The 21,323-nt window shown below is 72.5% G+C and carries 22 protein-coding genes; 9 read left to right on the top strand and 13 right to left on the bottom strand.

Going from position 1 to position 21,323, the window contains the following annotated elements:
- Positions 1-75 precede the first annotated feature (75 nt).
- Positions 76-735: a TetR/AcrR family transcriptional regulator gene (locus ACFY1T_RS30880; RefSeq protein WP_390791087.1), complete on the top strand. Its 660-nt coding sequence runs from the start codon at positions 76-78 to the stop codon at positions 733-735.
- 13 nt (positions 736-748) lie between these two features.
- Here the strand turns inward: ACFY1T_RS30880 and ACFY1T_RS30875 are convergent, their stop codons facing one another.
- Positions 749-1,171: a hypothetical protein gene (locus ACFY1T_RS30875; protein WP_390791086.1), complete on the bottom strand. Its 423-nt coding sequence runs from the start codon at positions 1,169-1,171 to the stop codon at positions 749-751.
- 171 nt (positions 1,172-1,342) lie between these two features.
- Here ACFY1T_RS30875 and nadE point away from each other — a divergent pair, with 171 nt between their 5' ends.
- From nadE to ACFY1T_RS30855, 4 genes are all read left to right on the top strand, one after another.
- Positions 1,343-2,173 (top strand): ammonia-dependent NAD(+) synthetase, encoded by an 831-nt coding sequence (gene nadE / locus ACFY1T_RS30870; protein WP_390791085.1) that lies wholly within the window; start codon positions 1,343-1,345, stop codon positions 2,171-2,173.
- Between the two features lie 172 nt (positions 2,174-2,345).
- Entirely contained in the window at positions 2,346-3,476 is a 1,131-nt protein-coding gene (locus tag ACFY1T_RS30865; protein ID WP_390791084.1) for a serine hydrolase domain-containing protein, read from the top strand.
- A gap of 90 nt (positions 3,477-3,566) precedes the next feature.
- Complete coding sequence (locus ACFY1T_RS30860; protein ID WP_390791083.1) at positions 3,567-4,286, top strand: hypothetical protein; 720 nt, start codon at positions 3,567-3,569, stop codon at positions 4,284-4,286.
- A 213-nt stretch (positions 4,287-4,499) separates the two neighbouring features.
- Positions 4,500-5,003: a hypothetical protein gene (locus ACFY1T_RS30855; protein ID WP_030867760.1), complete on the top strand. Its 504-nt coding sequence runs from the start codon at positions 4,500-4,502 to the stop codon at positions 5,001-5,003.
- A gap of 10 nt (positions 5,004-5,013) precedes the next feature.
- On the opposite strand, the gene ACFY1T_RS30850 is transcribed toward ACFY1T_RS30855, so the two are convergent.
- The 7 genes from ACFY1T_RS30850 to ACFY1T_RS30820 all read right to left on the bottom strand — a co-directional run bounded on the left by ACFY1T_RS30850 (position 5,014) and on the right by ACFY1T_RS30820 (position 13,137).
- The gene (locus ACFY1T_RS30850) at positions 5,014-5,307 is read right to left on the bottom strand and encodes a hypothetical protein (RefSeq protein WP_390791082.1); all 294 of its coding nucleotides are present in this window, start codon (positions 5,305-5,307) and stop codon (positions 5,014-5,016) included.
- Positions 5,308-5,442: 135 nt separating this feature from the next.
- Positions 5,443-5,976, bottom strand: a complete 534-nt coding sequence (locus ACFY1T_RS30845) for a hypothetical protein (protein ID WP_390791081.1) — start codon at positions 5,974-5,976, stop codon at positions 5,443-5,445.
- 102 nt (positions 5,977-6,078) lie between these two features.
- Positions 6,079-6,618 carry a DUF4232 domain-containing protein gene (locus tag ACFY1T_RS30840; RefSeq protein ID WP_390791080.1) on the bottom strand — a complete coding sequence of 180 codons (540 nt, stop codon included), beginning with the start codon at positions 6,616-6,618 and terminating at the stop codon, positions 6,079-6,081.
- A gap of 95 nt (positions 6,619-6,713) precedes the next feature.
- The gene (locus tag ACFY1T_RS30835; RefSeq protein ID WP_390791079.1) at positions 6,714-9,542 is read right to left on the bottom strand and encodes a CHAT domain-containing protein; all 2,829 of its coding nucleotides are present in this window, start codon (positions 9,540-9,542) and stop codon (positions 6,714-6,716) included.
- A gap of 185 nt (positions 9,543-9,727) precedes the next feature.
- Positions 9,728-10,744 (bottom strand): zinc-binding alcohol dehydrogenase family protein, encoded by a 1,017-nt coding sequence (locus tag ACFY1T_RS30830; RefSeq protein WP_390791078.1) that lies wholly within the window; start codon positions 10,742-10,744, stop codon positions 9,728-9,730.
- A 96-nt stretch (positions 10,745-10,840) separates the two neighbouring features.
- Positions 10,841-11,830 (bottom strand): hypothetical protein, encoded by a 990-nt coding sequence (locus ACFY1T_RS30825; protein ID WP_390791077.1) that lies wholly within the window; start codon positions 11,828-11,830, stop codon positions 10,841-10,843.
- Entirely contained in the window at positions 11,827-13,137 is a 1,311-nt protein-coding gene (locus ACFY1T_RS30820) for a flavin-dependent oxidoreductase (protein WP_390791076.1), read from the bottom strand. Before ACFY1T_RS30820 ends, ACFY1T_RS30825 begins: the two co-directional genes overlap by 4 nt.
- 367 nt (positions 13,138-13,504) lie before the next feature.
- Between ACFY1T_RS30820 and ACFY1T_RS30815 the strand changes: the two genes are divergently transcribed.
- On the top strand, positions 13,505-14,101 hold the full coding sequence (locus ACFY1T_RS30815) for a hypothetical protein (protein WP_390791075.1): 597 nt from the start codon (positions 13,505-13,507) through the stop codon (positions 14,099-14,101).
- 85 nt (positions 14,102-14,186) lie between these two features.
- Here the strand turns inward: ACFY1T_RS30815 and ACFY1T_RS30810 are convergent, their stop codons facing one another.
- On the bottom strand, positions 14,187-14,837 hold the full coding sequence (locus ACFY1T_RS30810; RefSeq protein ID WP_390791074.1) for a TetR family transcriptional regulator: 651 nt from the start codon (positions 14,835-14,837) through the stop codon (positions 14,187-14,189).
- A 94-nt stretch (positions 14,838-14,931) separates the two neighbouring features.
- Here ACFY1T_RS30810 and ACFY1T_RS30805 point away from each other — a divergent pair, with 94 nt between their 5' ends.
- Positions 14,932-15,108 carry a hypothetical protein gene (locus tag ACFY1T_RS30805; RefSeq protein ID WP_199809252.1) on the top strand — a complete coding sequence of 59 codons (177 nt, stop codon included), beginning with the start codon at positions 14,932-14,934 and terminating at the stop codon, positions 15,106-15,108.
- Complete coding sequence (locus tag ACFY1T_RS30800; protein ID WP_390791073.1) at positions 15,105-15,422, top strand: DUF4190 domain-containing protein; 318 nt, start codon at positions 15,105-15,107, stop codon at positions 15,420-15,422. Before ACFY1T_RS30805 ends, ACFY1T_RS30800 begins: the two co-directional genes overlap by 4 nt.
- Before the next feature lie 21 nt (positions 15,423-15,443).
- On the opposite strand, the gene ACFY1T_RS30795 is transcribed toward ACFY1T_RS30800, so the two are convergent.
- The 4 genes from ACFY1T_RS30795 to ACFY1T_RS30780 all read right to left on the bottom strand — a co-directional run bounded on the left by ACFY1T_RS30795 (position 15,444) and on the right by ACFY1T_RS30780 (position 19,031).
- Positions 15,444-16,403, bottom strand: a complete 960-nt coding sequence (locus ACFY1T_RS30795; protein ID WP_390791072.1) for an aldo/keto reductase family oxidoreductase — start codon at positions 16,401-16,403, stop codon at positions 15,444-15,446.
- 10 nt (positions 16,404-16,413) lie between these two features.
- Positions 16,414-16,545, bottom strand: coding sequence for a hypothetical protein (locus tag ACFY1T_RS30790; protein WP_390791071.1), 132 nt, complete (start codon positions 16,543-16,545; stop codon positions 16,414-16,416).
- 119 nt (positions 16,546-16,664) lie between these two features.
- Positions 16,665-18,392: an acyl-CoA dehydrogenase family protein gene (locus ACFY1T_RS30785; RefSeq protein WP_390791070.1), complete on the bottom strand. Its 1,728-nt coding sequence runs from the start codon at positions 18,390-18,392 to the stop codon at positions 16,665-16,667.
- Between the two features lie 72 nt (positions 18,393-18,464).
- Positions 18,465-19,031 (bottom strand): PadR family transcriptional regulator, encoded by a 567-nt coding sequence (locus tag ACFY1T_RS30780; RefSeq protein ID WP_390791069.1) that lies wholly within the window; start codon positions 19,029-19,031, stop codon positions 18,465-18,467.
- Positions 19,032-19,364: 333 nt separating this feature from the next.
- Between ACFY1T_RS30780 and ACFY1T_RS30775 the strand changes: the two genes are divergently transcribed.
- The gene (locus tag ACFY1T_RS30775; protein ID WP_390791068.1) at positions 19,365-21,227 is read left to right on the top strand and encodes a M1 family aminopeptidase; all 1,863 of its coding nucleotides are present in this window, start codon (positions 19,365-19,367) and stop codon (positions 21,225-21,227) included.
- Positions 21,228-21,323: the final 96 nt, after the last annotated feature.

Below are 21,323 nucleotides of genomic sequence, written 5' to 3'. Positions count from 1 at the left end.
GTGGCTGATTTCCCTTATCCTTGCACCCCGAGTGCAATTAAATCAACGCGCGCGGATTTGCGACAATGGCGACGAGTGACGTCGGGAGGGGTCAACGTGCAGCAGTCGGCCGGCCAGCCACAGGAGCGGCTCGCGGACGGTCGCGCCGAGCGCAGCCGCCAGTCCCGCGTGAAGATCGCGGACGCGGTGCTGTCCCTGCTCGACGAGGGCGAGTCGCACTTCCCCGCCGACCGCGTCGCCGAGCGCGCCGGCGTCTCCCGCCGCCTGGTCTTCCACCACTTCGCCGACATGTCCCAGCTGGTGGAGACGGCGATCGCGCGGCGCCTGGAACAGCTCATGGAGCAGACCAGGCCCCTGCCGACCGACGGTCCGCGATCCGCGCGGATCGCGGCACTGACGGAACAGCGCTCGCGGATCCTGGAGTGGATCACCCCGGCCCAGCTGACGCTCATGCGGCTGGATCAGCACGGGGACCGGATCCAGGAGGTCACCCGGCAGGTCCTGGACTTCGCCCGGGGCCGGCTGGCCGACATCTTCGCCGAGGAGCTCGACCGACTGCCCGCCGAGCGCAGGACCGAGGTGCTGTACGGGCTGGACGCGGTGACCACCTGGGGCGCCTGGTACCACTGGCGCAACAGCGGCCTGAGCGTCGAGGCGGCCGCGCGGACGATGGAGACGGCCGTGCACGCCCTCCTGGCCGGTACGGATCCGGCCAGGCCGGCCGACCGGCGGTAGCGCGCCCGCTCCGCTACTTCGCGTCGGCCCCGGACAGCACCCGGCGATCGGGCTGCGCGGGCCGCCGGCCGCTCGCACGGCTCCCGTCCCGCGCGAGCCGCCGGTGCAGGGCGGGTCCGCCGGCCGCGATGCCCACGAACAGCACGACCGCGGTGATCAGGCTCGGCTCGGAGACCCACAGGCCGAGCACCTGGTCGAGGAGCAGGGCCCCCGCCACCAGCAACACCTTCCCGAGCAGCAGGCCGGAGTGGAGCCGGCGGTCGACGGGCCGGCCCAGGCGGGCCCGGCGGCGGTGCAGCAGCGACATCACCAGTGCGGCACACGCGACGAGCGCGACGAGACGCAGGGCGTGCTCCCAGGCGGGGGTGTCCGAGCCCCAGGCCCAGACCCCACCCATGACGGCCCCCGCGACTACGTAGATCCGACGCTCCGGCACGACTGCCTCCTGACCCTCGAGGGTCATACGACACGGAAACAACTTGCACTTCAAGTGTCATAACTTTGGACGTATCCGTCAAGCCCGGCCGCTTTCGAGCCGCCGGAGGCGTTCGACTAGGGTCGGCAGGGCAGCGCACCCATGAATCACCATCGACCACGAGGAGCAGCCGTGAGCCGGCCGGCGTCCACCGTTCTGCAGCAGGAGATCGCCAGGGAACTCCAGGTGTCGGAGACCTTCGACGCCGACCGGGAGATCGAGCGCCGGGTGGCCTTCCTGGCCGAGCGGCTCACCTCCACCGGCCTGCGCTCCCTGGTCCTCGGCATCAGCGGCGGGGTGGACTCCACCACGGCCGGACGGCTGTGCCAGCTCGCGGTGGAGCGGGCCCGCGAGGCCGGTCACGAGGCGACGTTCTACGCGATGCGGCTGCCGTACGGAGTCCAGGCGGACGAGCACGACGCCCAGCTGGCCCTCGGCTTCATCGAGGCGGACCGGGTACTGACCGTGGACGTGAAGCCCGCCAGCGACGCCGCACTGGAGGCGGCCCTCGCCGGGGGCACCGTGTTCCGGGACGCCCACCACCAGGACTTCGTTCAGGGCAACATCAAGGCCCGCCAGCGCATGATCGCCCAGTACGCGGTGGCCGGGGCCCACGACGGCCTGGTCGTCGGCACCGACCACGCGGCCGAGGCGGTCTCCGGCTTCTTCACGAAGTTCGGCGACGGCGCGGCCGACCTGGTCCCGCTGACCGGCCTGACCAAGCGCCGGGTGCGTGCCGTGGCCGACGTCCTGGGCGCCCCCGCGGAGCTGGTCTGGAAGACCCCCACCGCGGACCTGGAGACCCTGGACCCGGGCAAGGCCGACGAGGACGCGCTGGGTGTCACGTACGACGACATCGACGACTTCCTGGAGGGCAAGCCGGTCGACGAGCGCGCCTTCGACACGATCGTCCGCCGCTACCGCCTGACCGACCACAAGCGCCGGCTCCCGATCGCCCCGTAGTGCGGCGCCGGGTCGGGCGCATCGCGGTGGGCGGGGCGGGCTCCTACGCTTGAGGGAGCACCTCGGGGGCTCGGGGAGCCGTGTTGTCGAGCCTGGGCAGGGGTGACCGGTCATGGGCAGGTGCCGTCCGTTCCGTGAGCGCCGGGTCCGGCGTGCGGGAGTGCCGGCGGCGGTGGCGACACTGCTGGCCGCCCTGTGCGCGGGTACCGGCTCCGCCTCCGCCTCCATGGGCACGGACTTCGACCCCGCCACCGTGCGGAAGCTCGACGCGGCGATCACGGAGGTCATGAAGCAGACCGGCATGCCCGGTCTGAACATCGGCCTGTGGATGCCCGGCCGCGGCGTGTACGAGAAGTCCTTCGGCGTCGCGGACAAGCAGACCGGCACGCCCATGAAGTCCGACCTCTACTCGCGGATCGGCAGCGTCACCAAGACCTTCACCGTCACCGGAGTCCTCCAGCTGGTCGACCAGGGCAAGGTCGGCCTCGACGACCCCGTCTCGCGGTACGTCTCCGGCGTCCCCGGCGGGGACTCCATCACGCTGCGCCAACTGGCGAACATGCGCAGCGGCCTCTTCGACTACACGACGGACAAGAAGTGGCTGGACGGCGTCCGCGCCGACCCGCACCGCGCGTACACCCCCCGCCAGCTGCTGGACGTGGCCTTCGCCCATCCCCCGAACTTCAAGCCGGGCGCCAAGTCGGAGTACAGCAACACGAACACCATCCTGCTCGGGATGCTGGTCGAGAAGGTCAGCGGGCAGAGCCTCTCCGACTACCTCCGGGAGCACGTGTTCGCGCCGCTGAAGCTGAACGCCACCTCCCTGCCCGGTGACAGCGCCATGCCCGATCCGCACGCCCACGGGTACACGGACTTCACCCCGAAGGGCACCGTCGCCGACGCCACCGACTGGAACCCCTCCTGGGCCTGGGCCGCCGGCGCGGCCATCTCCGACCTCGACGACCTGCACACCTGGGCCCCGGCGCTCGCGGACGGCCGGCTGCTGACCCCCAGGACGCAGGCCGAACGGCTGCGGACGCTCCCGATCGGGGCCGTCCCCGGCGCCTCGTACGGCCTCGGCATCCTCGACTTCAACGGCTGGCTCGGCCACAACGGCGAGCTGCCCGGCTACGAGACGATCGCCGCCCAACTCCCGGCCGAGAAAGCCACCTTGGTGGTGCTCGTCAACAGCGACATCGACTACCGCGGCAAGAACCTGTCCAGCATGATCGGGAACGCGGTCACCTCGATCGTGACCCCCGACCACCTCTGGCCGGCGCCGGTGGCCGCCAAGCCGAAGTAGTCCCCGGCCGCAGTCGGCCGAGGCGGTCCATGTGACCATGGCCTCCTTTGGCACACGCACATCCGCATTGCCGCATTTCATGGGGGGACCATGCGCACCCGTACCACCACCGTCTCCGCCGGCCTCGCCGCCGCCCTCGCGACGGTGCTCCTCCTGACCGGCTGCACCGCGTCCGGCGGAAGCCCGAAGGGCAAGGACGGCGGCAGCAGCGCCGCGGCGCCCGCTCCCGTCGCGCCCGGTGGCGGCTCGGGGTTCGAGGGCCCCCGGCCGCAGGACCAGAACCTGCTCGCCTGGACGGGCGACCCCAACGACGCGGGGCACGTGACCGCCCAGTCGGTCGCCGGGGTGGCCGGACGGGTCACCCTCGTACGGATCGTGCTGCGCGAGCAGATCACCTGGTCCAACATCTGGCTCGGGCTGGCGGGGATCGACCCGAACGCCCAGCTCTCCCAGAACTTCCTCGGCGTCTACGACGCGAGCGGCACCCTGCGCGCGTCCACCGCGGACATCTCGCCACAGCTGATGACCGATGCGATCGCCAAGCCGTTCCCCCTCGCCAAGCCCTTCACCGCCGCCCCCGGCACCTATTTCATCGCCCTCCTCCTCAACGGCACCTGGGCGACCAACGGCCTCACCCTCAAGGCCACGGGCGCCGGGATCTCGGTGAACGCGGGCCTGACACCGCCGAACCTCCGCTACAGCACCCTGCTGACCGGCCAGACCTCCCTGCCGGCCACCGTGAACCTCGGTGAGCAGTCCACCGGCACCATCAACACGGGCTGGGGCAGCCAGTGGTACGCGATCTCCTGATCCGGGCGGGCCGCCGAACCGCGGGGCTGCGGGGCCGCTGAACCGCGGGGGCGCGGGCCGTGTCGCCCCGTGACCGCATGACCGCAGCTCAGGCGCCCCTCCGCCCGGCCTCCGCGGCGCAGCGGGTGCGGGGTACGGCCGGATGAGCGAAGCTGGGGACGGCTTTACCACGAGGCGGGACCCGAGCGGGACCGCCGATGCGAGGAGGGCTTCGTGGACGTTTCACGAGTCGGCGGGCTCACTCCCGCGACCCGGACCCGGAACGGGGTGCGGACGGCCACCCTGCTGTGCGCGGCCGCGGCCCTCGCGGTCGGAGCGGCCGTACCCGCCGCCGCACCCGCTTCCGCGCAGCAGACGCCCCGGGCCGTCATGGATCCGAATCCGGTCGTGGTCGTCGACTGCTTCTCCAAGGGCCAGGTGCGCCCCCGGGAGTACCTGCTGGCCTGCGGCGACGGGAACAACCGTCTCATCCGGCTGCGCTGGGACAGCTGGGGGCGGCGGACCGCTACGGCCACGGGCATCGACATGGTGAACGACTGCACCCCGTACTGCGCGGCGGGCCGCTTCCGCGCGTACCCGGTCAAGGTGACCCTGAACAACCCGCGGTCCTGGCCCGACCACCCCGACGTGCAGCGGTACACCACGATGCGGCTCCTCTACACCGACACCGCCCCGCCGCCGGTCCCCAAGGACGTGACGTACAAGCTCGTCTACTGACCGGCCCCGGCTACCGGCCGGCTCGATCGGCCTGACCGCCGAGGCGGGCGCTGATCAGGTAGGCCGCCTCTTCCGACAGCCGGGCGCGCCGCTCGTCCTCCTGGGCCCGTTCGAGTTCGCCCCGCAGTGCCAGCTCGGTGCGCAGTACGGTCGCCCGCGGCACCGGGACCCGCTGCCCGGGTTTCTCGGTGAACGGCTGGAGTTCGGCCGCCGAGACCTGGGCGTCCGGCGAGGAGCCGCGGCGGAGCGAGAGGAACACCCGGGCCAGCCAGTCGGCCGGGATCTGGACCATCAGATCTGTCATATCCGGGAAACGACGGGCCGCCCCCGCCGTGACTGCCGCTCCCCCGACCGGCTCAGTGCCCCTCCCCCGGCGCCCGGCGGGCGATGGAGGCCGAGCCGCGGCCCGTCGGGGCCGCGGCTCGGAGGCGGGGGTGGATCAGGACTTCTTGACCTCGTCGATGCAGAGCACGAACTGCTTGCCCGAGCTGCGGCGGGAGCCGCGCATCTGCTCCTGGTAGCCGATGTCCGACTGGCCCTTGCACTGGTTCGTGTCGAGGCTGTCGGGGATCACCTTGACCACCTTGTACTCGGCGTTCGCGCCGCCGCACTTCACCACCTGGAGGTCGGGGCTGATGGTGTTGCCCTTGTTCGTCAGGCAGTCCCCGACCTTCGCCTTGTCGGCGTCGTCCCGGCTGGCGTAGTAGCCCACCGCGGCCGCGATGACGACGACCACGGCGACGATGATCTTCAGGATCTTCATGACCCCCATGCGCTTCTGCGGAGGCGCGGGCGGGGCGGCGAACTGCTGCGGCGGGTAGGCGTACTGCTGCGGCGGGGCCCCGTACGGCGGCTGGCCCGGCTGCTGGGGCTGTCCGTATCCCGGCTGGGGCGGGTAGCCCTGCGGCGGCTGCTGGGCGTGCGGGGCGGGCTGGCCGTACGGGCCGGGGCCCTGCTGCGGCGGGTAGGTCATGCGGAAAATCCCCCGTGAACGTGTGCACTGCGCATTGCTTGACGTGCGCACGCTATAACAAGCCACCTACATCGGCCGCATTCACCCGAGGCGTCCGCGGCCCTACCCGTGGAAGGCGGTCGCGCGAACGGTGGTGCCGCAGAGCGCGAACTCACCGCCGTCGCTGGGCGCCAGCTGGTGGCGTCCGCCCGCGACGCCCACCACCATCGACGGCGCGACGAAGGGATCCGCGCCGGAGGCGCAGTAGCCGTCCGCCTCACCGAGCACCGGCGTGAAGGTGAGCTGCGACGAGGCCCGGCCGCCGGCGGCCAGCTGCACCGGTGCCGACTTGCCGACCCGGATCACCTGGAGCGGCTTGTTCTTGTCCGGCGAGCCCTGGCCCGCGAGTGCCACGGTCGGATAGCCGTTCAGTACGCACGGCTTCGCGCTCTTGTTGGTCACCGTGATCCGTACCTGCGCGGACCCGGCCGGCTGTGCGCTGTCGGCGACGACCTGGCTGCTCGTGCACGGGGCCGCCGGCCGGCGTGGCCCGTCCCCGCTGGCCGCCGCCCCGGAACCGGCGAACACCGCTCCGGACGCGAAGCCCGCCAGCAGGAGCACGGACGAGGCCTTGATCGCGACGCATCGCGTGGCGCGTTTCATGGGTTGCCCTCCACGGTCCGCCCGGAGCGCCGGAGCTGCTCGGGCCTGCCCCCTCCCCCAGCGTCCCACCAACGGGCGCCATCGGCGCGGGCGGCTCAGGCCCCCGCGTGGAGGTGGGCCGCCCACAGCAGCGGGGCCCTCACGCGGTCGTGGCCGGGCGGCAGGTCGTGGCCGTCCCGGACCTGGCGCACGGCGGCGTGCAGCGCGCGGGCGGAGCGGTCGGGGTCGACGGCCCCCGAATCCGTCCTGAGGCCGTCGTAGAAGGCCCGGGCGATGCGCACGGCGATCCGGTCGTCGATCTCCCAGAGCGTGCCGATGACATGGGGGAAGCCGGCGAGCTGGAACGCGGACGTGAGGTGGACGGCCTCGTCGGGCAGGTTCACGGTGTCGATGGCCGCCGTGCGGCAGGCGGACAGGTAGGCAAGCCTGGCGTGGTCGAGGGCGACGGGCGCCAGGCTCCTGACGGTCAGCGGGTCGTGCGCGTGGTCGTGGAGCAGCAGCCCGCTCTGCGAGGGGTCGGCGGGATCGCTCGTTCCGTGGCAGGCGAAGTGCGCGATGGCGCAGTGGGGCAGGTGCGCCAGTACGTTGGCCTTCGTCGGGGTGGTGTCCTCCTCCGCCCGGTCCCGGTCCTGCTCCCTGAGCAGGACGCGGTCGGGAAAGCGGGTCTCCAGCATGTCGGCCTCGGCGTCGGCGAAGCGCAACCGCCCCTCCCCCGGCAGTCCGGGCGTGGTCGGCATGGTGACGATCAGCGCCCGCCCGGCGGCGGCAGCGCCGCCCGCGCCGAGGGCCCGACCGCGTTCGCGGGCGTGGCGCAGCGCGCGTACGGTCGGGGTGTAGGAGGAGACGACCCGGTCCATCACGGTGCGCCGGTTCGGGTCGTCGGGCGCGTCGGCGTGATGACCGGCGGCATGCAGCGGCAGCAGCCCCAGCAGTCCGCCCGGGGCCCACCACACGCGCGGCAACTCCCCCTGGGTTTCGGTGGGGGGCGGGCCCTTGTACCCCAGCGCCTCCAGCACGGGACCGGCGGCGGCGTCCCAGAGCCACTCGAGGACGCCGGCCAGTACGGTCTGGGCCTCCTCCCGCTCCACGGGGTCCGTGCCCGAGGACGCGGTGTGCTGCGCCCTCCGGAAGGCGTTGATCCGGTCGACCAGCGTGGTGTGGTCCAGCCCGGGCAGCGGGAGGCCGGTGAGCCCCTCGGCCGTGAGCAGCAGCGCGTCACTGCGGAACCTGCTCACGTTGAACACCACGATCGGCCCGTGGGAGGCCTCGGCCCTGAGCTCTTCGGCCGGCGGCGGAAGGGCGAAGGAGGCGAAGCCCTCCAGGGCGCGGATCTCGTCCAGGACGGCGGTGAACTCCTCGGCCGTCCGGTGCCGGTCGCCGACCGGCGCGTCTGCGGGCGGGTCGAGCCGGTCGCGCAACTCGGCGTAGCGCGCCGCCAGTTCGGGACTCTTTTCGTGCAGGTCGGTGAGATCGCCGCGGTGGTCCAGTGTCCGGCCGAACATGACGGCGCGGCCCACCTCCAGCAGGCCCAGGGCGCGCTCCGCCCGCGATCGCGCCGTCCCGCCGGGGGCCGCGAGTGCGAGCGCGGCCGCGGTACCGGCCGGGCCCGCCACATCGCCGGTCGCGTCCTCGCGGTCCCGGCGCCCCCCTGTGCGCCCGGCCATCCGCGGCATCAGCCGCACGGCCTCCTCCGCCGCCTGCGCCGCACGTTCCCCTTCACCGGACCGTGCCAGCAGGAGGGCCGCGGACAGCCCCGCGCCGATCCGAAGGGACACCGAGGACGGGACCGTCGACGCCGCCGCCGACCAAGCCCCGACCGCCTCGTCCCGGTCCGCCCGGTCGCCGCCGTGGTCGAACCGCACGACCAGTGCGTCCGCGAGGTCGGACAGGAACACGGCGCGACCGGGGTGGCCTTCGGGCGTCGCCTCCACCGCCTGCCGGCCCACTTCCACGGCCGCGTCCAGGTCCCCGGAGTCACCGGTCCGTTCGAAGCGGAGCCGCAGTACGCGCCCCAGGTGGGAGAGGGTCTCGGTCAGGCCGGGCCGGCCGAGGGGGAACAGCGGCACGGCCTCCCGGTACCGGGCGATGGCACCGTCCAGATCGGGCAGTGCTCCGGTCCGCTCGTAGCGGGTCCGCAGTGCGCCGCCCAGGGCCGTCAGGATCAGCGCGCGGTAGAGGCCTTCACCGGGGGGCGTCCGCAGCGCCTCCCGGAGCAGTGCGACGGCGTCTTCGAGGTCCTCCACCGCTCCGGCCCGGTCGAACCGGGCGTTCAGCGCGTCTCCGAGGTTGTAGAGGTACATGGCGCGGCCGGACCCCTCGGCGACCGCCGCCAGCGCTTCCCGGAAGCGGTCGATCGCGGTGTCGAGGTCGGCGGGCGGGCCGCCCCGTCTCCACTTGATCCGCAGCACGTTGCCGAGGGCGGTCAGGTGAACGGCACGGTGGGGATGGCCGGCGGGCACGGCGGCCACGATGCGCCGCCACAGGCCCGCCAGAGCGGAGAGCCGACCCGGATCGTCCGACTCCCGCGGGTCCGAGAGCAGTTGGAGGGCGTACCCGGCCGCGTTCTCCGCGAGGACGGGCACCAGCGGCTCCGGAAGGTTCTCCTCGCCCGCGAGGAAGCACGCGGTGAGTGCCTGCACGGCGATCCGCAGGTCCGGCCGGCCCTGCTCCCCGTACGGGTCCTCGTACAGGTCCTCGTACAGGTCCTCGTACGGGTCCCGACCCGGCGCCCGGTCCGTCCGGTCCGCCAGCGCCTGGTGGCGGAACCAGTGGAACCAGCCCAGCAGATGGTGGACGGCGAGGTCGTCCTCTCCGGGCATGAGTGCCGCGAGCCGCCGCGCCTCGGCCAGGGCCTCGGCCTCCAATATCGGTGTCGCGTCCCGCGATTGCACAACACGCCGCAGACGCGCCGCCATTGCGTCCATCGCCGTCTCCGCGGCCGGTCGTACGGTGCGATCTGGGTCCCCCGGATGGCTCACGTCGGGTGATGCTAGTCCTACGGCCCCCGCACCGGCGGGTAGTTCCCCGGATACGCTCCGCGACAGCGGCGGTGGCCGCGGTCGTACGGGGTGCGACGCGTACGACCGGGGCTCCGGGCGCGGGGCCGCGGTCAGACCGGTTCGCGGTCCCCGACGGTCTCCCAGGACCCGGAGGCCGGTTCGTCGCCGCCCGCGGGGACGAACACGCACCGGGCGCCGGAGCGCATCGGCGACTCCCAGGCGGCCTCCACCTCGGCCATCGGCACGGCCACCGCAGCGGTGGTCGGCGCCAGGGCCGGCAGCCGGGCGAGCAGCTCGCGCAGGGCGGCGGCGCGGCGGTCGCCCGAGATCGAGCCGAGTCCGCTCCCGCAGAAGCCGACGTCCGCCTTGCGCAGCCATGCCGACGGCACGGTCATGTCGGGCCCGGCGGCGGATCCGACCTGCACCCACCGCAACGGGCGGGTGAGATCGGCGCGGTGGCGCAGGATGCCGTCGAGCGCCAGCTCGGCGGGACGGTCCCACAGATAGTCCAGGACCACGTCCACGTCGGCGGCCGCCGCGCCGAACGCGGCCGCGATCTCCTCGTCCGGGCCCGCGAGCCGCACCGTACGGTGCGCGCCCAGCTCCGCCGCGACCCGCAGCCCCTCCGGATCGCGCCCCGCCGCCACGACGGCGCCCGCGCCCTGGTCGAGGGCGAGCCGGATGGCGGCCCGGCCGGCGTTGCCGGTGGCGCCGAGGACGAGCACCGACTCGCCCGTGCGCAGCCGGCCCCGCTCGCGCAGTGCGATCCACGCGGAGGACGCCGGGTTCATGACGGCGGCGACGGCGACGGGATCCAGCCCGTCCGGTACGGGCATGAGCGCGGCGGCCGGTACGGCGACCCGCTCGGCCATCGTCCCGTGCGGGGGCTCCAGCCCCGGGATGTAGACGAGTTCACCGGCCGCGGTCCGGCCCACCCCGTCGAACCCGGGCACCAGCGGCAGCGCGTCGCCACCCGTGTAGTGGCCGCCCGAGGCGAACGAGCGCACCAGCGGGTACAGCGCGGCCGCCAGGACCTCGACGACCACCTCGCCGGCCGCGGGGACGGGCTCGGGCACGGACTCGTACCGGGGCGGCTGCCCCAGGGCGTGGACGACGGCTGCGTACATGAACTGGCCCCCAAACGGGTGATAATGCGGCAAGACGGACCATCCGATTGTGACGGCCGGCCGTCGCGCCCGCCGGCTGCGCCACGCGGCAGGGCTTCAGCGGACCGCCGTGGCGAGGCGGCGCGCCCCGCCCGAGTGGACGAAGTCCGTCAGGGAGACCGTGTAGTCGCCCTGGTCGGGGCGGTAGGCGGTGCAGTACTGCGTGGGGTACCAGCCGGGGATCCGCCAGGCGGCCGGCTGGGGGATGGCCTCGCAGGTCCGGTGGGCGGGCGCCGTGCGGTGCCGCTGGAGGAAGTCCCGGGTGAGCATCGGCTCCATGAAGATGAGGTCGCCCGCGTACGCACCGTAGATGAAGGTCTGGCCGCTGAGCGTGCCGGTGGTCGGGGGACGGCTGTCCAGGTGCGCGCCCATGGCGCCTTCCGCGGTCTGCGGGCTGCTCGCGGGGTAGCCGGCCGGCAGGTACGCCGCGGGGACCGGCTCGCCGGCCGCGGCCAGTTGGTCGCAGGCGATCAGCAGGGCGCAGCCGCCGGTCTTGATCGCGGTGCGGACCGCCCGGGGGGCCAGGTAGAAGTGCACGTCGAAGTGGGCGACGTCGTAGCGGCCGTGCGGGTTGTGCCCGTGCGGGTTCCAGTTGAACAGCACCCACTGGAAGGGCACTGCGGCCGCGGCGGCGGGGGTGGCCGGGAGCCCGAGTTCCAGGCTGTGGCCGCCGACGCATTCGTGCATGCCGTCGAGGTGCCCGTCGGCGTCGGCGTCGTAGCAGTGCTTGCCGTCGGTGGCGGCCGAGGTGGGCAGTCCGGTGACGGCCGGGGCGGTCAGGGCTACGCCCAGCACCTTCGGTATCCCGCCCTGGTACTCGCCGTACGTACGGACCGTGCCGTCGCCGAGGCGGGCGGCGCGTCCGTACACGGCGCACGCCGCGCTCCCGGCGTTCTCGCCGCAGGCGGGCATGCGTGCGGCGGAGCCGGAGGGCGGTGGCGGGGCCGCGGGACGCCCGGTGGCGGACAGGAGCGCTGCCAGGAGTGCGGCGGAGCCCAGCGCGGCGAAGGCGGTGGAGCGCGTCCGGGAGGTGCGGAAGAGGTTCATACGGCCACGCTCCAGGAGGAACGCGCGTTGAGCGCGGTGGCGTCCACACCGGTGACCTGGCGGGTGCAGGACTTGATGCCGTCCAGGCTGTCCTCGGGCAGGACGTGGCGGATGTCGTGGAAGCCGTCGGGGGCCAGTGCCTCGACCTGGCGGAGCACCGGGTCGGGTTCCAGCCTGCGGTGGGCCGCGAGGAGCCGCGTGGTCTGCGGCAGGCGGTCCGCCTCGTAGCGGGCGAGCGCCTCGTCCACGCCGTGGTGGGCGAGCTCGTACGCCAGCACGCGGGCGTCGACGATCGCCTGCGAGGCGCCGTTGGAGCCGGTCGGGTACAAGGGGTGCGCGGCGTCGCCGAGCAGGACGACCCTGCCGTCGGTCCAGGTGGGCAGTGGATCGCGGTCGATCATCGGGTACAGGCCGATGCGGGGTGCCCGGGTGATGATGCCGTGGAGGTCGAGGAACTCGCTGCGCCAGCCCTCGATGCGGGTGAGGACCTCTTCCGGGGGGACGGCGCGGTCCCAGTCGGCGCCGCCGCGCGCCTCCTCGGCGCCGAACCCGTCGTCGGTGCGGCTCTCGACGACCCAGTTGAGCAGGCACCGCCCGCTCTCGTCGGGCCGGGTGACCGGGTAGGCCACGGCCTTGACCCGGGCGTTGCAGCCGAGGATGACCATCGTGCGTCCGTCGAGGAAGGACGGCGCCTCGGTCACCCCGCGCCACATGCATATCCCGTTGCCGAGGGGCGGGCCTTCGTGCGGGTGCATCGTCCTGCGCACGGCCGAGTTGATGCCGTCGGCGCCGATCAGCAGGTCGCAGGTGTACGGGCTCGGCCGGTCCGCCACGTACGCCCGGACGGGGCGCCCGCCCGGCTCCCGGCCGCTCGTCCGGTCCTGTTCGTACCGTATGAGGCGGCCGCCGGTCACCAGCGCACCGGGGCCGAGCCGGTCCAGGACGGCCGACAGCAGGATGTCCTGCAGGTCGGCCCGGTGGACGGAGTACTGCGGCCAGTTGTAGCCGGCGGCGCGGCCGCGCGGCTCGGACCAGATCAGGCCGCCGTAGCGGTGGTGGTACTCCAACCGGGCGGTGGCCACGGCGACTTTGTCGAGCGCCGGCGCCAGTCCGAGTTCCGTCAGCTCCCGGACGGCGGCGGGTTGGAGATTGATTCCCGCACCGACGGCGCGCAGGTTGGGGCACGCCTCCACGATGAGCAGATCGCTCAGCCCTGCCGCATGAAGGCTCAGGGCCGTCGTCAATCCGCCAATTCCGGCACCGGCTATGAGGATGCGCGGGGAATTCCTTCGGCCGTACGGAGACATGCCCTCTACCTCCTGGGAAAGACGCCTTCCGTTGAATCTGCGGTGTTGAGAGCGAACCACTGTGCACGCGATCCCGAAAGTGCAGGTCAGCCGCTGGCGGTCACTCGATCAGGCTATGGCCGAGTGCCGCCTGATGGGTGACGAGCCTTTAATCGGGTGTCGGCAACAGAAAGGCTGCGACATGCCTGAAGAGACGTTCGAACCGTGCGACGTCCAGCGCCTCCAGCATGCTGTTGACTACGCCCTCCACGCCTCCGAGAAATCACTGGACGCTCTCCTGCCACCGTGGATGCCGGGCGAACTCAAACGGGAAATCAAGAGCGGATGCGTCGTCTCGCATTGCGCAACGCTACTGTTCCCGGAAACCGTGGAATCCGCTCTCGCGTACTTCGAGGAAAACGACTGGCCCGCGTCGGCCACCATACCGAGCGTGCTGGTCAAGCGCCGTCTGGTGGAGCGCCACTGGCTTCCGGACGATGCGGACATACGGGTGACGCGGCTGCGCGTCACGACCGGTCTGGCGCCGGAGGTCGAGGTCTTCCTCTTCCCTCGGTGCAGCCCCGGGTACACGGACGACGTGGGTGCGCAGGAGCGCGTCCACGGCTTCGAGAACCACGTGGGGCTGTTCATGGACCGGCCGGACGAGAGGGCCCTCACTCGTTTGGCGGACCGGCTGGAGACCACCGGCCGGATGGTCTACGAGGGCTCGGCGCACAACCCCCACGAGAACACCACGATGCTGTACTTCGCCCCGAGCGCCGCCGTGGCCATGTCCCGCCGCCGCTTCCCGCGGTGGGAGCTGCAGTGCGCGGGGGATCTGACGGCGTGCGCGGACCGGCGCCGGGTCCGGACGGAGGCCGTGTGCAGCGCGTACGCCGCGCTCGCGGCGAACCACGTGGACGGCGGTCTGACGCGACCCGCCCCCGCGCGGCGCCCCGTTCCGGTGGCGGCGCGGGAGGGCTGACCGAGGCGGGCCGCCGGCCCGGGCCCCGCCCCCGACTCCCCGTCCTCCGCCCCGTCCCGGGCGGGAGGCGGGGAGTCTTCGGTTGTCAGAGCGCGTCCGGCCCCGGCCCCCGGTCCACGGGCCAGTGCACCCGGCCCGCGTGGACGAGCCGGAGCTGGCGGCGCGCGGTGCGGGTGACCGCCGCCCATTGCGCATCGTCCGGGCCCGCGGCCAGGTAGGCGGAGACCGTCATCACCATGTGGTCCACGTACAGCCGCGCCAGCATGAGCAGGTCGTCCGCGCTCCACCCCCGGCTCAGGGGATCGGCGCCGAGCCGTTCGGCCACCTCGCGGGCGAACGCGTCGAGCTGGCCCGACACCGCCTCGCGCACCCTGCGTACACCGCCGTGCCGCTCGCGCACGATGAAGCGGATGTGCGCGGGGTACTCCCGTACGAGTTCGGCCATCAGGTCCACGGTCGTGTCGATCCGCTGCGCCGCCTCGCCGGAGGCGGCGAGGGTCGAGCGCACGGCGGCGTGCAGGCTCTGCAGCGCCTCGTCGACCAGGGCGATCCCCAGCTCCTCGGTGTCCCGGAAGTGCCGGTAGAAGGCCGTCGGGGTCACCCCGGCGACCCGGGTCACCTCGCGCAGGCCGAGGCTGCCCAGGCTCTGTTCCTCCAGCAGCGACAGGGCCGCGTCCAGCAAGGCCCTGCGGGTTTTGTGGCGTTGGGCCTGGCGTGCCCCGATGGTCTCACTCATGACGAAAAGTCAACCCCCGATTCTCGAAATCTGCGCGCTTGCATTTAGACTGAGCAGTCAGTGCACAACTGTCTCCTATTTTGGAGGAAGCACGATGCTCTTCCTGATAGCGGCCCTCATGCTGATGGGGATCGCCCTTGGAACCGTCGCCCACGTGCCCGTTCACGTATCCCTCGCCGCCACCGCCGCCATCGCCTGCTGGCTGCTGGTCTTCGCGGTCAGGGAGCGGACCGCCCGCCGGCACCGGCCGGCCGGCCGACAGGAGGGATGATCATGAACGCAACCGACACGGAGCGCCGCTCCCCCGCCGCCACCCCCGCACCCGCCCCGAAGTCCGCACCCACCGCCGCCGTCCGTCAGGCCGACGGAATGGCGGTGGCCTCCTTCGTGCTCGGCCTCATCGGCCTGCTCGCGATGAACCTGCTCCTCGGGCCGGCGTCGATCGTCCTGGCCGCCCTCGCGCTGCGGCGCGGTACGAGCCGCCCCGGGCGCGCCCGCCTCGGCCTCGCCCTGGGCGTCGCGGACCTCTTGGTCCTCGCCTGTCTGGTCAGCGCGGACCAGACCTGGTCGTGGAGCATCGGCTGAGCCACGCGTCCGCCGGCGCCGCTACGGGAGCGGGGCCCCGCGGGCGGTGAGCCACAGGTCGTACCACTCCTCGTGCGTGAGGTCGGGCTCGCGCAGCGCGGCGTCCCGGCAGGCGCGGATGCGTTCCGGGCGGCCGCTGCCCACCACGGGCGCGATCCGCGCCGGATGCCGCTGGAGCCACCACAGCAGGACCGTCTCCGGCGTGGTGCCCTTGGCGTCGGCCAGCTTCCGTACGAGACGGGCCGTCGCGTGCTCGTCGGCGCTCTCCTGCCGCCCGGTGTAGCGCCCCTGCGCCAGCGCGCCCCAGGCCTGGAGGCGGACCCCGTGCTCCAGGCAGTGCTCGACGGTCCCGGCGGGGAACCCGCCCGCCGCCGCCGCGGGGGTGTTGACGAGGACACCGTCCTCCAGCCAGTCCCGCCGGTCCAGGCTCATCTCCAACTGGTTCGCGACCAGCGGGAATTCGACGTGTCGCTGGAGACGGGCGATCTGCGCGGCGTTCATGTTCGAGACGCCGAAGGCACGGACCAGCCCCTGCTCGCGCAGTGAGGTGAGCGCCGCCGCGATGTCCCGCGGGTCGGCCAGTGGATCGGGCCGGTGCAGGAGCAGGACGTCGACGAAGTCGGTGCGCAGGCGCCCGAGGCTCTCCTCCACCTTCCGCACGATGGTGGAGCCGCGCAGGTCGTAGATGCCGGGGCGGTCGCCGTCGGCCAGCCGGATCCCGCACTTCGTCTGCAGCGCGATCCGCCCGCGCAGGCCGGGGGTACGGGCCAGGACTTCACCGAAGACGGCCTCCGCCTTGCCGCGGCGGTAGATGTCGGCGTGGTCGAAGGTGTCGATGCCGCTGTCCAGCGCCGCCTCGATCGCCGCCTCGGCCGCGTCGATGTCGGCCGGTGCGTACGCATCGGTGTCCCAGCCGCCGCCGAGCGCCATGCATCCGTACAGCAGCCGGGTGCCGTCCTTCTCCGGGGGTGTGATCGCCATGCCGCTCACCCTACGAGGCCGCCGGCTTCGCGGCGGGCCGGGGGCGGGGGGCCTCCACGGGCTTCTTCTGCGGCGGGGGCGTCCTCGGCGGATAGGAGGGCGGCACCTTCGGTCCGCTCGCACCGGTCGGCATCGTCGTCATGCGACCACGCTACGTGCCGGGGCGCCTCCGGGCCGGTGAGTTCCGGGGGAGAACGGCTCCGGCCCACCACCGCGCGGGGCGCGCGGTGGTGGGCCGGGGCGGTTCCTGCGGTGTCCGCGTTACGGCGCCATCTCGTAGGCCCCGGACAGCGCCTCGACGCGGTCCCAGACCCGGGCCGAGCGGGCTTCGTCGACGACCGGGCGCCGGATCGCGCCGAGCGCCCAGTTCTGCTGCTGCTCGGTGGCGGAGTCCTTGCCGTGGAGTTCGACGGCGTGCGCCGAGAAGTCCCGTACGAGGACGGCGAAGAGCTCGTCCAGCACGTCCTCGTCGAGGCCGGTCAGCCGGGCCTGCTCCAGGATCAGCTGGCCGTGGACGACGAGCGCGAAGAGCTGGCCGACGGCGAGCAGGAGGTCGAGGTCGCGGCTCTGCCGCTCGTCGGGGGCGGCGGTGGTGACGAACTCGCAGAGCGCGTCGGCCTGTTCGCGGAAGCGGGCGACGTTGGCCAGGGCCGCGTACGCGTCGAAGGCGGGGCGCCAGTCGTGGAAGCGGATGGAACCGAGGCCGCGGGCCGGGCCCTGCCGGAAGAGGAAGTCGTCGTCGGCCGCGTCGAGGCGGGTCGGCACGGCGGGGTGGTCGACCGGGTCGAGCAGGTGGTTGCGCATGAACTTGAGGATCAGGGCGAGGTTGACGTGGACCGTGCCCTCCAGCTTGGGCAGCCCGCGGATCTCGACGGCGGCCTGGGCGAAGTAGTTGTCCTTCTCGAAGCCCTTGGCGGCGATCACGTCCCACATCAGGTCGATGACCTTCTCGCCCTCCGTGGTCACCTTCATCTTCGTCATCGGGTTGAAGAGGAGGTAGCGGCGGTCGTCGGGTCCGGCGGTGCGGAAGTAGTCGACGGCGCGGTCGCTGAACAGCTTCATCCCGACGAGGCGTACGTACGCGTCCGCGAGCTCGCGGCGCACGTGCGGGAAGGCGGTGACGGGCCGGCCGTAGAGGATGCGGTTCTGCGCGTGGGTGACGGCCTCGTACATCGCGTGCTCGCAGATGCCGATCGAGGCGGTGCAGAGGTTGAACTTGCCGACGTTGACGGTGTTCAGGGCGGCGTCGAAGGCGGCGCGGCCGGTGTGCAGGACGTCGGCGGCGGCGACCGGGTAGTCCTCGAGGCGGAACTCGCTGACGTACTTGGAGGAGTCGACGACGTTCTTCACCAGGTGGTAGGCCGGGTGGCGGCTGTCGGCGGCGAAGAAGACGTATCCGTCCGGGCCCTCGATGTCGGTGCGGCGGCCGAACACCGAGACGAGCGCGGCCGCGTTGCCGTTGCCGATGTAGTACTTGGAACCGGTGGCGCGGAATCCGCCGGAACCGTCGGTGGCCGGCTCCAGCAGCATGTCGGTGGAGTAGATGTCGGCGCCGTGGGTCTTCTCGGACAGGCCGAACGCGAACACCTCGCCCTGGGAGAGGAGCTCGGCGGCGCGGTCGCGGGCTTCGGCGTTCTCGCTCTGCCAGACGGGGCCGAGGCCGAGGATCGTCACCTGCCAGGCGTACCAGTAGTCGAGGCCGTAGAACCCGAAGATCTCGTTGAGGGCGGCGATCCGTGCGGTGTCCCAGCGCTTGTCGGCGTGGCCCTCGGCGGCGGAGGCGGGGGTGAGGAAGGTGGCGAACAGGCCTTCCTTGGCGGAGAAGGCCAGGAAGTCGCCGAGCCAGGCGCGGGTGCGGTAGTCCTCGATCAGCTTGCGCTTGCCGCGCGCCTCGAACCAGTCGACGGTGGCGCGCAGCAGCCGGCGGGTCTCGGGGTCGAAGTGCTGCGGGTCGTAGGTGCGCGGGTTGAACAGCAGGGAGTCGGCCATGGAGGTTCGCCTTCCGGAGGGGTCGGGGGTGAGGGGTGAAGGTGGTGGTTGCGCAAGCGGGGGGAGGGCGGCTCAGGCGCGCGGGCGGGGCGCGGCGAGCCGGTGGACCGTGGCGAGCACGTCGTCGAGCCAGGCGATCGTCATGCGCTCGTACGCGATGCCCCCGCGGAGCACGACGTGCTGCAGCTCCTGACCGGCGTCGAGCGGTGCGGGGGCTTCGGGCCCGGTGAAGTCGCGCAGTTCCCCGGCGAGGTAGCGGGCGAGGCGGTCGCCGTGGGCCCGGCGGTGCCGTTCGACCTCGAGGACCAGTGCGGCCGGGTCGTCGAAGGCCGCGCCGCGGATCTTGACGGCGAGGTCGTGGCGCAGGCTCTCGGGTTCGATCGGCTCGTGCAGCCAGTCCGAGAGCGCGGTGCGCCCCGGAGCGGCGACGGAGTACTCCTTCTTGTCCGGCCGGCCCTGCTGCGCCACCTCGCGGACGGCGAGCAGGCCGTCGGTCTCCATGCGCTTGAGGACGCGGTAGATCTGCTGGTGGGTGGCGGTCCAGAAATAGCCGATGGACCGGTCGAAGCGCCGGGCCAGCTCATAGCCTGACCCCGGCTTCTCCAGCAGCGAGACGAGGATCGCGTGTTCGAGCGCCATACCCCTGATCCTTCTATGCACCTCGTTGCATAGACAAGTCGCAGCGCCCGGGTGAGACGCGGCTCACCCGGCGCCGGACGCCGGCGCAGTACGAAGCCTTTACCCGCCCCTGATGGCATGCCCAGGTCAAATCTGCCAGGCTCTTCGGCGGTGTCGCCCCGACCAGGGGGAGGCACCGCACCGCACGCACGGCACAGACACGCACGGCACAGCAGATCTGACCCAGCGTTCGTGCACACGACACGCACAGCCCGCGGCTGCCCTCCGGCGCACCCGAGCCGACCGGGCGGCCACCGAGCAGGCCGGAATCCGGCCGCCTCAAAGGAGTTCCGCGTGAGAACGACCCCCCACAAGGCCCTCGCAGCGTGCATATCAGCCTTCGCCGCGCTGGCCGCCACCGCACTGTCCCTCACCCCGGCCGCGGCCGCGCCGCACCGGGCGCCCTCCGCGGCCGCCGCCTGCACCCCGGGCCAGGCGGTCGCCAACGGCGGCTTCGAAAGCGGCACTTCGCCGTGGCCCCAGTCGCAGACCGGCCTCATCACGAGCCGCGCCGGTCAGAGCGCGCACGGCGGCACCGCCTTCGCCTGGCTGAACGGCGTCGGCCGTACGCACACCGACACGCTCTCCCAGAGCGTCACGATCCCCTCGGGGTGCAGCACCGCGACCCTCACGTTCTGGCTGCACATCGACACCGCCGAGACGACCACGTCGACGAAGTACGACAAGCTGACGGCGAAGATCGGCAGCACGACGCTCGCCACGTACTCGAACCTCGACAAGAACACCGGCTACGCACAGAAGTCCTTCGACGTGTCGGCCTTCGCGGGCCAGACGGTCAGCGTCGCCTTCACCGGCACCGAGGACTCCAGCCTCCAGACCAGCTTCGTCCTCGACGACGTCGCGCTCGACACCTCCGGCGGCACCACCCCGCCCGGGGACTCCACCCGGACGCCGACCGCACCCTCGTACACCGTCAACCTGAGCAGCAACACGAGCGGCACCGTCTGGACGGGCCACGAGAGCGCGAGCTTCACCAACGCCTCCCCCACCCCGCTGAGCGAGGTGTACCTGCGGCTGTGGGACAACTACCACGGCACCTGCTCCGCCATGCCGATCACGGTCAGCAACGTCACCGGCGGCACGGCGGGCGCCCTCTCGGTCGCCTGCACCGCCCTCAAGATCGACCTGCCGACCCCGCTGCCCCAGGGCCAGACCGCGACGATCGGCTTCGACCTGGGCATCACCGTGCCCAGCGGCGCCGACCGCTTCGGCTACGACGGGGCGTTCAGCATGCTCGGCAACGCCCTGCCCGTCCTCGCGGTGAGGGACGGAGCGGGCTGGCACCTCGACCCGTACACCAACAACGGAGAGTCCTTCTACTCGCTGGCCTCCGACTTCCGCGTGGCCCTCGACCACCCGAACACCCTGCTCGTCCCGGCCACCGGCGCCTCGGTGGACACCCCCGGCACCAGCGGTCGTACGGTCACCACGGCCACCGCCACCAAGGTCCGCGACTTCGCCTGGGCGGCCGGCCCGTTCGGCAAGATCTCCGGCACCTCCGCCGCGGGCACCCCGATCAACATCTACTCCGTGTCCGGCATCAGTTCGGCCGACTCGCAGTCGATGCTGACCACCGCCAAGTCCGCCGTGGACGCGCACTCGGCGCGGTTCGGCGCCTACCCGTACGGCGAGCTGGACGCCGTCATCGACAACAACTACTGGTTCGGCGGCATGGAGTACCCCGGGTTCGTCCTCGACCTGGTCAGCACCACGGCGCTCACCCATGAGATCGGCCACCAGTGGTGGTACGGCATCGTCGGCGACGACGAGTACACCAGCCCGTGGCTCGACGAGGCGTTCACCGACTACGCCACCGACCTGGCCCTGAACAAGACGGGGGCGAACTGCTGGAGCAGCGTCTCGTGGGCCTCGTCCGCCGAGAAGATCACGAACTCGATGGGCTATTGGGACGCCCACTCCTCGCGCTACTCCACGGTCGTCTACGGCTACGGCAAGTGCGCCCTGCACGACCTGCGGCGCGTGCTCGGCGACACGGTGATGGCCAAGCTGCTCAAGGACTACGCCACTTCGCACTGGTACGGGGTCTCCACGACGGCCGAGTTCAAGGCCGCCGCACAGGCAGCCACGACCACCGACCTGACCTCGTTCTGGACCCAGCACCGCATCGACGGCTGACCTGAGGAAGGCCGCGAGCCGGCCCGGCCGGCATTCGCCGCGGTGGGCGCCTTCCGGGCGCCCGCCGCGGCGAACCCATGTGTGCGGACAGGACTC

The organism is Streptomyces sp. NPDC001194 (assembly GCF_042896985.1).
GTDB lineage: Bacteria > Actinomycetota > Actinomycetes > Streptomycetales > Streptomycetaceae > Streptomyces.
The sequence above is the reverse complement of the archived record's forward strand: the minus strand, read 5'-3'. Positions and strand labels throughout refer to the sequence as shown.